The organism is Priestia aryabhattai (genome assembly GCF_023715685.1).
GTDB classification, from domain to species: domain Bacteria; phylum Bacillota; class Bacilli; order Bacillales; family Bacillaceae_H; genus Priestia; species Priestia aryabhattai_B.
The window spans coordinates 412,563-428,237 of the sequence record NZ_JAMBOQ010000001.1 but is presented as its reverse complement, the minus strand read 5'-3'; the positions used below and the strand labels follow the sequence as shown (position 1 = coordinate 428,237).

At 37.0% G+C, this 15,675-nt stretch carries 15 protein-coding genes and 1 pseudogene; 11 read left to right on the top strand and 5 right to left on the bottom strand.

Translation table 11 applies throughout. The features are described from left to right. Positions 1 to 147 precede the first annotated feature (147 nt). The 5 genes from M3225_RS02250 to M3225_RS02230 all read left to right on the top strand — a co-directional run bounded on the left by M3225_RS02250 (position 148) and on the right by M3225_RS02230 (position 5,070). Positions 148 to 990, top strand: a complete 843-nt coding sequence (locus tag M3225_RS02250; protein ID WP_251390840.1) for a DegV family protein — start codon at positions 148 to 150, stop codon at positions 988 to 990. A gap of 150 nt (positions 991 to 1,140) precedes the next feature. Then, the gene (locus M3225_RS02245) at positions 1,141 to 2,757 is read left to right on the top strand and encodes an ATP-binding protein (protein ID WP_251390837.1); all 1,617 of its coding nucleotides are present in this window, start codon (positions 1,141 to 1,143) and stop codon (positions 2,755 to 2,757) included. Between the two features lie 24 nt (positions 2,758 to 2,781). Continuing rightward, positions 2,782 to 3,360 (top strand): SCO family protein, encoded by a 579-nt coding sequence (locus M3225_RS02240; RefSeq protein ID WP_285885201.1) that lies wholly within the window; start codon positions 2,782 to 2,784, stop codon positions 3,358 to 3,360. Between the two features lie 240 nt (positions 3,361 to 3,600). Continuing rightward, the gene (locus M3225_RS02235) at positions 3,601 to 4,485 is read left to right on the top strand and encodes an SGNH/GDSL hydrolase family protein (RefSeq protein WP_251390836.1); all 885 of its coding nucleotides are present in this window, start codon (positions 3,601 to 3,603) and stop codon (positions 4,483 to 4,485) included. A gap of 12 nt (positions 4,486 to 4,497) precedes the next feature. Then, positions 4,498 to 5,070 (top strand): YpmS family protein, encoded by a 573-nt coding sequence (locus M3225_RS02230; protein WP_251390834.1) that lies wholly within the window; start codon positions 4,498 to 4,500, stop codon positions 5,068 to 5,070. 32 nt (positions 5,071 to 5,102) lie between these two features. Here the strand turns inward: M3225_RS02230 and M3225_RS02225 are convergent, their stop codons facing one another. Then, positions 5,103 to 5,858, bottom strand: coding sequence for a DUF4397 domain-containing protein (locus M3225_RS02225; RefSeq protein ID WP_251390832.1), 756 nt, complete (start codon positions 5,856 to 5,858; stop codon positions 5,103 to 5,105). A 207-nt stretch (positions 5,859 to 6,065) separates the two neighbouring features. On the opposite strand from M3225_RS02225, the gene M3225_RS02220 reads away from it, so the two are divergent. The 5 genes from M3225_RS02220 (at position 6,066) to M3225_RS02200 (ending at position 10,144) form a co-directional block, all read left to right on the top strand. Then, entirely contained in the window at positions 6,066 to 6,227 is a 162-nt protein-coding gene (locus M3225_RS02220) for a hypothetical protein (RefSeq protein WP_251390831.1), read from the top strand. Continuing rightward, complete coding sequence (locus M3225_RS02215; protein WP_251390829.1) at positions 6,217 to 6,642, top strand: hypothetical protein; 426 nt, start codon at positions 6,217 to 6,219, stop codon at positions 6,640 to 6,642. Before M3225_RS02220 ends, M3225_RS02215 begins: the two co-directional genes overlap by 11 nt. Before the next feature lie 88 nt (positions 6,643 to 6,730). Beyond that, positions 6,731 to 6,904 carry a YjcZ family sporulation protein gene (locus M3225_RS02210; RefSeq protein WP_116077315.1) on the top strand — a complete coding sequence of 58 codons (174 nt, stop codon included), beginning with the start codon at positions 6,731 to 6,733 and terminating at the stop codon, positions 6,902 to 6,904. Between the two features lie 153 nt (positions 6,905 to 7,057). Next, the gene (locus M3225_RS02205; protein ID WP_251390827.1) at positions 7,058 to 8,458 is read left to right on the top strand and encodes an ATP-binding protein; all 1,401 of its coding nucleotides are present in this window, start codon (positions 7,058 to 7,060) and stop codon (positions 8,456 to 8,458) included. A 216-nt stretch (positions 8,459 to 8,674) separates the two neighbouring features. Further along, the gene (locus tag M3225_RS02200; protein WP_251390825.1) at positions 8,675 to 10,144 is read left to right on the top strand and encodes an NAD(P)/FAD-dependent oxidoreductase; all 1,470 of its coding nucleotides are present in this window, start codon (positions 8,675 to 8,677) and stop codon (positions 10,142 to 10,144) included. Positions 10,145 to 10,172: 28 nt separating this feature from the next. On the opposite strand, the gene M3225_RS02195 is transcribed toward M3225_RS02200, so the two are convergent. From M3225_RS02195 to M3225_RS02180, 4 genes are all read right to left on the bottom strand, one after another. Beyond that, positions 10,173 to 12,080, bottom strand: a complete 1,908-nt coding sequence (locus M3225_RS02195; RefSeq protein WP_251390823.1) for an ABC transporter permease — start codon at positions 12,078 to 12,080, stop codon at positions 10,173 to 10,175. After that, positions 12,055 to 12,828, bottom strand: a complete 774-nt coding sequence (locus tag M3225_RS02190; RefSeq protein WP_251390821.1) for an ABC transporter ATP-binding protein — start codon at positions 12,826 to 12,828, stop codon at positions 12,055 to 12,057. The genes M3225_RS02195 and M3225_RS02190 overlap by 26 nt, the downstream gene beginning before the upstream one ends. A 130-nt stretch (positions 12,829 to 12,958) precedes the next feature. Beyond that, on the bottom strand, positions 12,959 to 13,972 hold the full coding sequence (locus M3225_RS02185; RefSeq protein WP_251390819.1) for a sensor histidine kinase: 1,014 nt from the start codon (positions 13,970 to 13,972) through the stop codon (positions 12,959 to 12,961). Further along, entirely contained in the window at positions 13,969 to 14,670 is a 702-nt protein-coding gene (locus M3225_RS02180) for a response regulator transcription factor (RefSeq protein WP_251390817.1), read from the bottom strand. Before M3225_RS02180 ends, M3225_RS02185 begins: the two co-directional genes overlap by 4 nt. 225 nt (positions 14,671 to 14,895) lie before the next feature. On the opposite strand from M3225_RS02180, the pseudogene M3225_RS02175 reads away from it, so the two are divergent. After that, positions 14,896 to 15,584, top strand: a pseudogene (locus tag M3225_RS02175) (dicarboxylate/amino acid:cation symporter); the annotation flags it as partial. Positions 15,585 to 15,675 lie beyond the last annotated feature (91 nt).

Genomic DNA, 15,675 nt, shown 5'->3' with positions numbered 1-15,675 from the left:
TTTTTCAGCAGAGTCAACTTTTTTTTGTTGATATAAAAGGTTGAACATGCGTTTTACGAATTAGCAAAACTTGCATTCTATTATAACTATATTGTTGTAAGTGTTCATGTTATACTAGTCTGCAATGCATCTTATAGGGGTGAACACATGTCGAAAATTAAAGTGGTAACGGATTCAACAATTGATTTAACGTTAGAAGAAGCTGAAAAGTACGGTATTGAGATGATACCTTTATGTATTAATATTGATAATGAAACGTATTTGGATCGCGTGGAATTAACGCCGACAGATTTTATTGAAAAAATGAAAAATTCAAAAGAATTACCAAAAAGCTCTCAGCCAGCTATTGGTTCTTTTGTTGAAGTATATGAACGATTAGTGAGTGAAGGGTATGACGTCATTTCCATTCATATGACTGGAGGAATGAGCGGAACTGTTCGAGCAGCTGAAAGCGCGGCCCAAATGGTAGAAGGAAATATCACCGTTGTAGATTCTATGTACATTACAAAAGCTCTTTCGTTTCAAGTCTTTGAAGCAGTGAAAATGATTGAAGAGGGGCATACGGTGGAGGAAATTGTCGCGCGCTTGGAAGAGGTGCGTCAAAATACGAATCTTTTTGTCGTAGTTGATACGCTTGAAAACTTGGTTAAAGGTGGACGTATTGGACGAGGGAAAGGATTGATCGGTTCTCTTTTAAATATTAAGCCGATTGCTTCTCTAGCCGACGGAGTATATACTCCTGTTGCTAAAGTGCGCAGCCATTCTCAAATTGTTAAGTTTTTAACGAAACAGTTCGAAGAGCACACAGAAGGAAAAAGCATTAAAGGAGTAGGGCTTGTACATGCAGATGGATTTGGACTCGCTTCTAAGTTAAAAGAATCAATCGTGAAGGCAAGAGGATATACACAATTTTCGATTGAAGATACGACGCCTATTATCTCTACGCACACGGGTATTGGTGCAATTGGTTTTATGTATTTTGCTGAATAAAGTGGGTTGCTTTTTGCAAGTCACTTTTTTGGCTTTCTCTTTTTTGGAAAAAGGAGAAAGAGAAGTGGACGAACGTGTGATATAATAGAATCAACTTTCTACCAGCGAATGCTGTGCTGGTTACTATTCTTTTGAATCCGGAGTATACCGATGAAAAAATATATTCGAAATTTGAGTGTGTTTAACAAAACGGTTTTATTTTCTACTTTAATTGTAGTTGTCCTTGGAGTCATTTCTTTAGCCATTAGCTATCAAGTTCAAAAAAAAATGGCAAAAGAGACGTTAACGCAGCACGCGTTAATTATGGCCGATTTATGGAGGGAGTCTTTATCTAAACAAGACGTAATAGCAGCAGTGAATTCAAGAAACAAGACTCTCCCTGAAAAAGACGAGCTCGAAAAGCAGTTCAGAAAGATTTACGAATTGCATCCGTCGTACTTGCAGGGATATATCATGACGACAGAAAAATTCAAGTCGCATGGAAATAAGATTATCGTAACAGCGAATAAGAAAATTAAGCAATCGCTAGAGCCTTCCATGATTTATTATGGCGGAGAAGAATTTTACAAATCATTTAAGCAAGCAGAAAAAGAAAAGAAAAATATCGTAACATCTACATACAAAGACGAATTTGGGACATGGATAACCGTTTTATCGCCTATTACAAACAGCTCTGGAAAAGTGGTGGCGATTCTTGGTGTAGACATAGATGCAAGCGCTATCTATATCTATCAAAAACGTTTAATTGTGGCATTGCTCGTTGCGTTTACGAGTCTATTTACCTTCATTATTGTTATTCAAGACTGGGGGCTAAGGCGATTGATGTCGCCGCTTGGGGAATTAATAGAAGGAATTCAATCGGTAAGTCAAGGGAATTTTGATGTGAAGCTGACCCATGAAGATGATTCTGAGTTAGGGAACGTACACACAAGATTTAATGAAATGACCGAGCGCCTGCAGCAGCTTTTTCACCAAGTGTCAGCAACAAAAGAACAGCTGAACGTAGAAACGGATCTCAGTCATACAAAAGACGGAATTACCAAAGCGATTGATGAATTGGAAGTTATTATGGAAAAAACGCGAATGCAAAAGGAATTGCAGCGAGCAGAGAAAATGAATGCAATTGGTCAATTAGCTGCTTCTGTGGCGCATGAAATTCGAAATCCTATGACGGTTGTAAAAGGTTTTTTGCAGCTGTTTCAAGATAACATAAAGCTTTCAAACACTGAATTAAGTTACATTCATCTTATGATTAACGAAATGGACCGAGCCGAAGCGATTATTCATGACTATTTATCTTTAGCCAAGCGGGATGTTCATCAGCACCATTTTATTAACTGCTTGGAGTGTATCACTAGCTTAGTAGATTTATTATCTTCTTATGCTCTATTAACAAATAATATACTCATAGAATTAGATGCAAAAGAAGAGATGTATATTCAGGGAAACCGAAACGAATTGAATCAAGTCCTGCTTAATATTATGAAAAATGGAATTGAAGCGATGAGAGCTGGAGGAACGCTTCGAGTGGGGCTTTACAAGCGAGAAGGGCATGTACATATTCAAATTGAAGATACTGGTATAGGCATGACCAGTGAACAAGTGAACCGGCTGGGAACAGCGTTTTATTCTTTAAAAGAAAAAGGAACTGGGATTGGTCTAATGGTGTCTTATCAACTGATTGAACAAATGAATGGAAGAATTGAAGTGAAAAGCATATCAGGGAAAGGTTCAACTTTCACCTTGATTTTCCCTAGTTATGACTAAACTTTAAACGTGCAGGAGGAACATATGAAAAGCTGGTCTTATAAATTGGTTTTTTTACTGCTCATTAGTTGCATAATGTTAACAGCCTGTGGTTCCAAAATAGAAAATCCGCTTAATTGGAAGATGGACTCTTTTTCTTACGTTAACCAAGATCAAAAGAAAGTAGGGCTAAGTCAGCTGAAAGGCAATGTTTGGGTAGCTGACTTTATCTTTACAAGCTGTGAAACCGTATGTCCCCCAATGACGGCCCATATGGCTAAATTACAAAAAATGGCTAAGGATGAAGGGTTGGACGTTCGCTTTGTTTCATTTAGCGTAGACCCTGAAGTGGACACTCCACAGAAAATGAAGGATTATGCGACTAAATTTGGCGCTGATTTTTCGAATTGGGATTTCTTAACTGGTTATAAACAAGCGGAAATTGAAAAGTTTGCGCTGGATCAATTCAAAACGATTGTGAAAAAGCCGCAAGAAAATCCGCAGGTTATTCACGGTACGGACTTTTTTCTAATTGATAAAAATGGAGTCGTTCAAAAATCTTATCAGGGAGTGACTGATCCTCCTTATGAAGATATGATAAAAGATATCAAAACCCTTCAGTAAGGACCAGTTATAAAACCATCAAATCTATCCGCAAAACACAGCTATTTTTATAGTGAAGTGTTAGCGGATATTTTTATGAAAGAAACATGCTTATCCTTTTTTTTACATATACTATATATAAGAAACGTAGTAAAATATCAACTTGACATAGTATGATAAGATATAAAGATATAGTTATTCAGAGCGGTAAGCAGTATTGCTTGTGACAGCGAGAATACAGCATAGTTAGTAGGTGTTATAATGAGAAAATGGAAAAATATAGTGATAAGCAGTATGAGTGCGGTGGTGTTAGCGAGCTGTTCGACGACGACTTTTTTGCCAACGGACAATAAAGAAGAAGCAGTTCAGAAAGAAGTGGATTTAACACCTAAAAAGCATATTCCGAAAGGCTTTTTTCCTGTAGATTTAGATATTGTAGCCATTGGTGACTCATTAACAGAAGGGGTAGGAGATGAGTCTAAAAAAGGCGGTTATGTGCCATATTTAACTAAGTACCTTTCTAAGCAAAATGAAGTGCAAAATGTACGAACAGAGAATCTAGGCAAAAGAGGAAACCGGACGGACCAGCTATTAGCGAGGTTAAATCAGCCGGGAGTAGCAGCCGAAGTATCAAGAGCCGACATCGTTTTCTTGACGATTGGCGGCAATGACGTGATGAAAGTGGTAAGAGATTACTTTTATAATATCTCTATTAAGACGTTTGAATCACAGCAGTCAAAATATGAAAAACGTCTAAATGACGTGTTTTCACGTATACGTAAGCTTAATCCTACTGCTCATATTTATTTAATTGGTTTTTATAATCCATTCTTTAAATCGTTAAGCGATGTGAAAGAAATTAATGTAGTTATTAATGAATGGAATGCGGCAAGCGAGAAAATTGCTTCTCAATATGATAATGTAAGTTATGTAAAAATTGATGATATTTTTTATGATTCTGAAGTAAATTTATTAGGAAAAGACGAGTTTCACCCTAATAAAAAAGGGTACAAACTAATGGCTGAGCGCATTAGTAAATCAATGGAGGAAGAAGATCCTCTCGTTGGAGAGCAGAAAAAGGATACAGCAAAAGAAGTTACATCTGATGAAAAAGAGAAAAACACGAAAGAGAGTGGGAACGAGTAAGGAGATTGTTATATGAAGAAGTGGAAAACCCTATTTATCGCGTTATTAGGGATTAATGTTCTAGGGGCTATCCTTATTATTGCGTTTATTTTTCAACCGGTTGACAAGGCCAATCCAACTCCCTCTAAAAAAGTAGAAGGAGACGCAGAACTAACTATTTTGGCTAAAAAAGCGGATTTAAATGTACTTATTGATAAATATCTAAAAAAAGAATTTAAGAATCAGCCGCTTAACTACAAAATTACCCTTACCGATGTAGTAAGAGTAGACGGTACGATTCAAGTATTCGGCGATGATATTAATATTCGAATGACGTTTGATCCAATCGTACAAAAAAATGGAGATATTGTGCTTGAACAGCAGTCACTTTCTATTGGAAAGCTGCAGCTTCCTGTCCGCACAGTGCTTCGATACGTAAATAATAATTTTGCGCTACCAGAATGGGTCACGATTGATCCGAAGAATGAATCAGTATACGTAGCGTTACAGCAGATGAAGTTAGAGAGTGATTTTGCTGTAAAAGTACAAAAGTTTGATTTGAAAAATGATGATATTCGCGTACGTTTAATTTCGCGCAGTGAATAAAAAAACCTTCCAATTTGGAAGGTTTTTTTTTGTTAACGATCTTGAGAAATCAGCGCTTCTAATGCAGGACGATTCTTAGCAAATCCGACGGCGTATACGGTATATGTTCGATTTGGACGAAGGTTCAGTGCCGGGATTTCGAGTACTACATTTTTGGTTCCTGCTATGCGCACACTAAGTTGAACGTGCATGGGGGATAAAGGTAAATATTTTGTGACTTCTTTAAACTGCACCCCAGAAAAAATGACGTCTCCTCCTCTAGCCGCAATATCCACAGCAGGAGCATCAGGAGAAAGGTGCACAAACCGAAGCTTCGTTTCTCCACTTGGTACATCCGTATTGTCATAAATGAACAATAAATCAAGCTTGTTTAGCTCATCTACCGCCGCTACCGTGTAATTTTGATTTCCTTCAAATGTAAATGATTCCGTTAAAACAGGTCTCCCCGTTTCTCCAGCGGGATAAATAGAAATCGTATATCTTCCGGGTTCTTTTAATTCGATATAATCTGTTTCTTGTTTATAAGTTAAGTTGCGAATAACTCGTTTGTTGTTAATATAAATATCTACAGATGGAGAATCTGGAGAAGCATGAAGTATACGAATTTGCGGCGGATTTACGCGCAAATTGGTATTTTCAGAAGAAGTTAAGATGGCTTGCTGGATATAGTACAAATGTTTTTGATAATAATGAATATGCTTAGATGGATCACTATACTTGTAGTAATTAGCTAGAAAATCGTATTTCATTGCTTTTTTAATATATTGATCAAAGGAATAATTAGCCATATGTTCAGCTCCCTTATTGTCGGAGTATAAAAACATTTCCATACGTAACCAAACATATGCTAAAACTCATAATTTATGCCGATCACTCGCGAGACCTCCCAGAAGAAACAATGAGCCAAATGCCTGCTATGTGCATATACTGAATCAAATTATTGACTGAAGGCTTATTGTACTACCGAAATTAGTATAGGAAAAAGGAGTGAGAGCATGCGCGATTTTTATGCCCGGATGCTACGGTTAATTATGTTAAGTTTTTTACTGCTGCTACTTTTAATTCAATTTACAGAGCGCTCTGCTTCATTTATTCACATTACCCCCGCGCTAAATAAAGTAACCGAGCGAATTGAGCTGATTACTTATGATCAATAAATGTATGTTTTCTGCGTTTCGATATGTACTTGTTCTCTATGCTATCTGCTTTACATTTTTATTTGTCAGTACAGTTCCAAGCCTATTTGGTTTCACCGTGACCGTTCAAGAAACGGATTATCACCAGTTGCATCGTGGAGATATAGTTGTCTTTAGAGACGAATCATCTTCTTCAAAGAATGAACTTGTAATGGCCCATAATCAAGAGCTTGATGTACTGGTTACAGCTCAAAGAGATTCTTTGCCTGCTTCTTTTAAAGTGATTGGAAGCTATGCATATCATCTCCCATATGTAGGGGTCATTATTGAGTTTATGAAAGATTTTACTACGTCACTGGTGATGGGAAGTATTTTACTTTTGCTGTTTTCGTATACGCTGCAGCCTAAAAGGCGAATATGGCGTAAGAAAAAGTAAAAAATGGGCGAATGCACATGCAGGACAATCAACTAAAGCATAAAGTACAGTGTACGAAGTGAATAAAAAAACAAGAGGAGAGATTGCTATGTATAACTACGATTGTTACGACCCATGCCATCATGGAGGCTATCACCATCTATATGATACTTGTCACTATCCGATTGGTGGTTACCATCATTGCGGAACGGGTCAGTCATTTACACTAATTGTTGTGCTATTTATTTTATTAATCATCATTGGCTGCACCTGTTTTTGCTGATTAGGCCTCATTTGCTCGCATGTGCGAGCTTTTTATAACAGATGGAAAAGGACAAACTTACATATAAATTGTTTAAAAAATAAAAAAATTTTGCCAAATCAACATTTACCATATTATACTATAGCTAGTAACTCAATAAGCGAAGGTGAATATATGGAAAAGGAAAAAGTATTTCAGCAGCTATTTTCAATGTCATTTACACCACTGCTCGTAATGAATATGGATGGAGATATTCAAATTTTAAATGAAGCGTGCTGCCACCTTTTTAAAACGACGCAGGAACGACTTCTTTCCTGTAATGTATTTGAAGAGCCAAATCGCTTTTTTATTGAAAAGCATGAAGTGGAACCGTTAAGAAAGCAAGAGGAAGAAGTTGTTTTACTTAAGAAAAAAGTAGATCAGCAGTTTCCGATGCACATTCATATTCAACGCACGGAAGGGGATATTCCGCTCTTAGTTGTTCAGTGGAAAGAGTTTTCCTCAAGTATTGAAAAGCAAGAGGAAGTCATTCGGAAAATGAAGCAATATAAGCAGTTTGTCCAGCAAAGCCAAGATGCATTTATTGTAACAAGAGAAGGCAGAATTCAATATTTGAATCCCGCTGGTGTTAAACTTCTTGGCGGTGAGAAAAAAGAAGAGTATATCGGGCGTCCTTGGCTTCATTTTATTCACCCCGAGCATTTAGAAATCGTAAAAGAACGAATGGTTCAGCTGATGAATGGAATGTCTGTAAGGCCACGTGTTGATGTGAAATTATTGACTAAAAAAGGAGTCGTCATTATTGAATCTTCGGCAACTAAGATTAAGTTTGAAGGACAGGATGCCATTCAGTATATTATTCGCGACGTAACGGATCGAAAAAAATACGATGAAATGGCAAGCAAATCTGAAAAGCTTACAATGGTGAGCAAGTTAGCGGCAGGAGTAGCACATGAAATTCGTAATCCAATGACGGCGATTAAAGGGTTTATTCAGCTGTTAAAAGCATCCAAACAGTATAACGAAGAATACAATGATATTATGCTTGAAGAACTGAATCGCGTCGAATCCATTATTCAAGAATTTTTAACGTTGGCCAAGCCTAAAATTGAAAATTCATATCATCCCAAAAGTCTCAATCAAATCATACGCCACGTGACGTTACTATTAGATACACACGCCAATTATAAAAATTGTCGTATTATTAATGAGATTAGTGATGAGATTACAATCTTTTGTGAAGAAAATGCGCTTAAGCAAGTTTTTATCAATTTAATTCAAAATGCGCTTGAGTCAATGAGCAAAGGTACAGTTAAAGTCACCGTTGAGAAAAGAAATGAATACGGCATGGTCATTATTGAGGATGAAGGCTGTGGAATTGATGAGCAATCTTTAGCTCGGCTAGGTGAACCGTTTTATTCCACCAAACAAACAGGAACGGGGCTAGGGTTAATGATTAGTTACCGAATAATTGAACAGCATCAAGGGCATATTTCATTTGCGAGTGAAGTAGGAGTAGGAACAAAAGTAGAAATTGCTCTTCCGTACATTAAAGAACCAGTGAACATTTCATAGCGCTTGCTATTCGTTCACTGGTTTTTATTTGTTTGGAATAAAGACGAATGTTTTTGTAATATTTTATTTTAATGTTCGTATATATTGTTGACTAAAGGGTTTGTTTTTGATATATTATCAAATGGCTAGAAAATAACCGAATGATAATAAAAAAAGAAAATTCGGTCAATAACTTTTATCTTTTACCCAAAGAAAAAGATGATGGGAGAATGTACAATGAACTCAAATTATGATGTTATTGTGGTAGGGGCAGGACCCGCTGGGATTTTTACTTGTTATGAGTTAACGTTAAAATTACCGGAAGCAACTATTTTATTAATCGATAAAGGACACGATATCTATCGACGTAATTGTCCGATTCTTCAGAAAAAAATCGAAAAATGTCCGCCTGCGGTTGGCAAAAAAGATTTTGCTGGCTGTTTGCCTGCTTGTTCTATCACAAATGGTTTCGGTGGAGCCGGCGCATATTCAGACGGGAAATTTAATATCACCAGTGAATTTGGAGGCTGGATGACGGATTATCTGTCTGAATCACAGGTGGTAGATTTAATTAAATATGTGGATGAAATTAATTTAAAACACGGAGCAACCGATACGATTACGGATCCGTTAACTGATAAAGTTCGTGAAATTGAAAAACGCGGATACGCAGCAGGATTAAAGCTATTGCGTGCACAGGTGCGTCATTTAGGAACGGAGCAAAATTTAGAAATTTTAAAAAGCATTTATGAATACTTAAAAGAAAAAATTGATATGCAGTATAAAACCGAAGTAGCCGATTTAATAACAGAAAAAGAAGACGGTCAGCATATTGTGCGCGGGATTCAATTAAAGAATGGTGAAAAGATTACGGCTGATAAAGTAGTTGTTTCACCAGGTCGAGACGGCTCGAAGTGGATGAGCGACTTACTAAAAAAACGCCGCTTAAGAATGATTAACAATCAAGTAGACATCGGTGTTCGAGTAGAAACATCTAACGTTGTTATGGAAGAAATCAACAAGCACTTGTACGAAGGGAAATTCATTTATAATACGTCTGTAGGTACAAGAGTCAGAACGTTCTGCAGCAATCCTTCAGGACATGTGGTAGTAGAGAATCATTCAGGTATTATGTTAGCAAATGGACACGCATACAAAGATCCAAAGCTTGGAAGTCAAAACACGAACTTTGCGCTGCTTGTTTCTCATAAATTTTCGGATCCATTTGATCAGCCGAACGAATATGCGCACGAAGTATCAAGATTAGCTAATATGCTGTCAAACGGGGGCTTAGTTGTTCAAAAATATGGAGATATTTTAAAGGGCCGTCGTTCAACAGCGAATCGAATTAAAGAAGGCTTTTTAGAACCAACGTTAAAAGAAGCTGTGCCTGGTGATTTGGGCTTAGTGCTTCCTTACAATACAATGAAAAGCTTAATTGAAATGACAGAAGCACTGGATCATGTAACGCCTGGTTTAGCATCTGAACATACGCTGTTTTACGGTGTGGAAGCGAAATTTTACTCAGCCCGTCCGAAGTTAAACGATAAGTTTGAAACTGAAATTTCCGGTTTATACGTGGGAGGAGACGGAGCTGGTATTACGCGAGGACTCGCGCAGGCAAGCGCGTGCGGTGTGTGGGTAGCGCGTGACATTGTTGAAAAATTAAAGAATCGCAAAGCAAGTTCTGAACCTGTTACTGTATAAAAAAAGAGGCCGCCACGGCCTCTTTTTTTTACATCACAGCTTTTTTTATATGTGTTAAATAACGAGAGCGAATAAGTAAAAAGTAAAGAACTTGTACCGCTCCAAACCCTAAAAGAACAACAGCCGTTTCTTTTAGAATTGAAAATTCAAACATACTTTGAAGCGCAATAAAAGCAAAAACGCTGTGTACAAATGCAACGACTAAAGGAATAAAAAACAGTAAAAGAAGCTGTGGTGTAATAATTTTATTCAGCTCTTTTTCCGTTAAGCCTACTTTAGCAATCGTGCTGTATTGACGCTTGTCATAATCAAGATCTGTGTACAGACGGAAGTATAAAAAGCTTCCGGCTGCGATAAAGAAAACGCATCCGACTAAAAGAGCAACAAATAGCATGGTTTTATATGTTTCAGCCATCATATTGTACTCATACCCGTTTGAATTATACGCAAATTCAGGGGTGCTTGAGTATGAACCCGTATAAATACCGTTTTTACTTCCGTAAATCGCCGTACCAATATCTTTTGTTGCCAGCCAGTCTTCCGTGTAGTAGCCGTAATAGCGAACGGGGTTCGATGGATTCTTTATTTGAGAAAATAAGGAATCTGAAACTACATACACTTCATACCCAATAATACCTGAGCTTATTACGTTATTTCTAATCGTCTTAACAGGTTTAATAGAAAAGTCACTTTCTTTTAAATGAATTGAAGCAGGAACTTTAGATTTAACTGGATTGTACATGGTGGTTTCGAGTTTATATGCTTGCGTTCCTTTTAAAGAAAGGGTTTCTTGTTTTGCTGTCTTAGCGAATTGATTATAATCTGATAGCTTAATAAGTTCAACAGGCTGCTTTGTTTTTGTATCTGTTTGTTCAATGATGGTTGTTTTGACTTTTGTAAAAGGCAATTTTTGTTTTTTGAAGTCTTGTTCAATCGCTTGTAAGTGCTTGGCTTCCTGTGGATTTTTTTCAGCAGACTGATAAGACACAGGAAACGAAGCATTTTCTTCATATACTTTTTTAAATCCTCCAAAAGCAGATAGAGCACCAATGGCGCAAAACGCTACAGCCGAAACAATCGTCACAAGAAAAAACATGCGTGCATTATCTTTTATTCGATAAGCAAGATCTGAAATCGTAACGAGCCTTGTTTGTTTCCAGTAAAAATATTTGTTTCGTTTCACAAGTTTTAGCAAAAAGACGCTAAGCTGTGTGTAAAAGAAATAAGTACCCACAATCGTCATAAGGATTACCGGGAAAAAGCGAATTCCTATGGTCTGTAGAGTTGTGGTCGCAGCTAAATAATATCCGCCTCCGAGCAGTACAGCTGCGATTAAAGATAGAATAATGGACACTTTCGGCTCTTTTTTCGGCTTATTCGCTGATTGAAATAAGTCCAAAAGTTTATTCGTCCGAACAAAGAAGCTAGTAAAAAACGAAATAACTAAAAACAATGTTGTAAAAGCGAAAACGGTTAAAAGAAGTGCTTTCCATGAAATATAAAAGCGAAGCTCGTTCATTGAAATAATGTTAGCACCAATTAATAAATAAAGTTTAGCTAGAAGCATACCCACGCCGATACCGGTGATGGTAGCAGCGAATCCGATAATCATGTTTTCTAAAAAAATCATCGTATTAAGCTGACTTTTAGACATTCCATGCATGACGAAAATCCCAAACTCCCGTTTGCGTGATTTCAAAAAGGCACTTACAGAATAAAGAACAAAGAAAAAAGAGAAGACATAAATAATATACTCGGCTGCTGTCATTCCTTTTTTAGCAATTTCTCTTGTTACACCTTCTTCAATATCAGGATGAAAAATAAAAATGGCATATAAAAAGAAGATAGTTACTGAAAAAGCACTGCTTAAAAAGTAAGCTGCATACGTGCGTTTGTTTCGAAAGACGTTATTAAAAGCGAGCTGCCGAAAGTTCATGAGCGTCTCCTCCTAATACTGATAACACATCTATAATCTGTTGATAAAAGGCCTGACGATTTTGTCCGCGGTAAATTTCATTGTAGAGTTCACCATCTTTAATAAAAATAACGCGATCACAATAGCTAGCTGCCAAGGCATCATGAGTTACCATCATCATTGTTGCATTTTCTTCTTTATTTAAGTGCTGCAGTGTTTCCATCACATCTTTTGATGCTTTGGAATCCAAGTTTCCGGTAGGTTCATCGGCTAGAATTAGCTGAGGGTGATGAATAATAGCCCTTGCAATGGCTGTACGCTGCATTTGTCCTCCCGAAATTTCGTACGTTCTTTTCTTTAAAATACCTTCAATCCCTAGCTTGCGAGTAACGGATACGACGCGTTCAGCCATTTCCTTTACATTTACTTTATCGAGCGTAAGAGGCAGAATAATGTTTTCTTCTACTGTCAGCGTATCAAGTAAATTGAAATATTGAAATACAAAGCCAAGCTCTCGGCGGCGAAACAGCGCGATATCTTTCTTTTTTAACTTATGAGGGTTTCGCCCGTTAATCATGATCTCACCGGCCGTTGGGGTATCAATAGTTGATACCATATTTAAAAGCGTCGTTTTTCCGCTTCCTGAAGGACCCATAATCCCGACAAACTCACCTTTTTCGATTGAAAAATGAATGCCATCAAGCGCTTTATATGATACTTTCCCTTCGTATATTTTAGTTAAATTTCGAACTTCTAATATAGTAGACATAAAAAACTCCTTTCAAATTTTCATAAATGTAATGTTGAGTACGTATTTATTTTACCTAGTATTTGTAAGGTGTTTCCAATGGTTTATCTTACAGAAACCTTACAATGTTGTAAGGAAACGAAAAAAAGACCTATAAAGGCCTCTTTCTCAATGAAGAATCTGCCAGGTTTTGCTGAAAGACTAAGCGTACGGATGTCCCCACACCTTGTTTGGAATCCAATTCGACACGATGATTTAATTGCTTACAGATTTCTTTTACTAGATATAGACCCATTCCGGTAGACTCTTGGTATTTCCGCCCGTTTTCACCAGTAAAATATGCATTAAACACACGTTTTTGGTCTTGAGGAGAAATTCCGATGCCAAAGTCTTTTATTTCGAGCACGAGCTGTTTTCCGCGTTTGTAAGAGGAAATAGCTACTGTTTGACTGATGTTTGCAGAGTAGCGTACGGCATTCGTTAACAGTTGAGTCAGGACAAAAGCAAGCCATTTTTCATCAGAAGCAATCACTGCCTGAGCATCTACTTCTATAGAGGGATAGACACGATTTCGAATAAACAACCGCTTATGAGAAGAACAGACGTCTTTAACAAATTGTGACAGCGAAATGCTTTCTGCTTGGAAATCATGAGAGAAGACTGACAACCTTGACGTATATAAAATAGTTTCAAGCCCTTTTTGAATACGATCTACTTCATCTTGAATGCTAGTGAATACGGGATCGTCTTGATCTTGAATGGTTAAGTGAATCACGGATAGAGGAGTCTTCATATGATGCACCCATTGATTAATAAAGGTAATTTGTTTATTTAACTGATGTTCAGATGCGTAAAGCTTGTTATGAAATTGTTCAAATTGACTTGATAAAAACTCTCTAAGTGCTTTTGTTAAAGGACTTCTTTGAGAAGAGCTCATCAATTCTTCTGGTTGAAGAGCAGGTGGAGACAAGCGCATATAAAAATCACGATGAGAGACGTAGCGGTATACTAAATAACTTATGTAAAGAGCTGTGCTTAATAAGCAAGCATACAAAAGAGTAAAAAGGTGAGTAAAGCCGTCTAGCCAGCAAATAAGACAGATTAAAAAGAGCTGAAGGAAATAAAAAATGGTAAAAGGGACATGTTCTTTTAAAAACAATTTCATCTTTTTAACCCTCGCGCTGCGTGGAAGATGTATCCTGTTCCTCTTATAGTCTCAACTGCTTTTTCTATTCCTATATCTTTTAGCTTTTTTCGTACACGAGTCATATATACATTTAATGTATTCTCATCTACAAACGGTTGGTCGTCCCAAATCTTTTCAAGCAGCTTGTCTCTGCTTACCACTCTTTCTGCTTTTTCGATGAGTGCTTCAATAATTTTACTTTCTGTATGGCTAAGCTCTACTGTTTTACAATTAAATTCGAGTGTAAGTCTTTCTGGAAATAATGTTAATTCCTCGATACGAATGATTCTTTCTTGTTTATTCGCTGCATAGGAACCATAGGCACGACGCAGGTGACTATTGATTTTAGCTATAGCAATGTCATAATCAAACGGTTTCGTAATATAATCATCAGCTCCGTTTTCCAATGCCATTACTTGATCCATCTTCCCATCGCGAGCAGAAATAAATAGAATAGGACAAGTCGATAATGCACGTATTTGTCTGCACCAATAAAACCCATCAAATTTTGGTAAGTTTACATCAAGCAGTACGAGATGAGGATTTATTTCCTGAAATTCATTTAGAATGGTGTCGAAACTTTTGACGGATTGGGCTTCTAATCCATATTTGTGCAAATGTTCTTCTAACAAACAGGCAATTTTAGGATCGTCTTCTACGATTAAGATTTTAAACATATGTAGGTCTCCTCGTTAAAATTAGATAACTTTATTGTAACAAAAATGATAAAAATTAACAGTTGGAAAGAGATGGTTTTTTGTATAGCTAAAAATATTTCTAAACTACTAATCTGAAAATTTTTAATATATTGTATATTTTGAGAGTTATCGCTCTCAATGCATGGTAAAGCAAGTATGGTAGTTAGAATCATTCTAATATAATTTATTTACGGGAGGTAATCTATGAAGCTATCGACAAAGATCATTATCGCGCTAATTGCTGGTACTGTTGTAGGAGTGTTGATTAATGCTTTTGCTCCGCTGGACAAGTACTTGTTTACACCGCTTGGCCAAATTTTCTTAAGCTTAATTAAAATGTTTGTTGTACCAATTGTGTTTTTCTCTATCACGTTAGGTGTAGCAGGTTTAGGAGATCCTAAAAAACTAGGAAGAATCGGGCAAAAACAGTTTCGTACTTCCTAGTGACAACAACCGTTGCTATTATTATTGGTTTAATTTTAGCGTATGCAATTAAGCCGGGTACGTTTGGATCTTTTGATACAAAAAACGCTTCTTTTGAAGCTGAAAAAGCACCGCCGGTGGGAGAGACATTCTTAAATATGATTCCAGTCAATCCAATTCAAGCGATGGCTGAAGGGAATATGCTTCAACTTATCGTTTTCTCCATCTTTATCGGTTTTGGTATTACGATGCTTGGAAGTAAAACAAAAGGGCTTTACAATTTACTCGAGCAAGGTAATGAATTGATGATGAACCTTGTGAATCTAGTGATGAAGTTTGCTCCTTACGGCACGTTCGGGCTTCTTGCAACAGCGGTTGGAAGTCAAGGCTGGCAGGCAATTAAAGCGATGGGTCTGTACATGATTGTAGTTGTGCTAGCCCTGTTCACCCACTCGATCGTAACATATGGGGGATGAGTCAGAAGCAAAGCGTATCGATAAATCTGTAACGCAATCAGCTTAATAAGTGTAAAAGCTCTAGCTATATGCTAGGGCTTTTTTT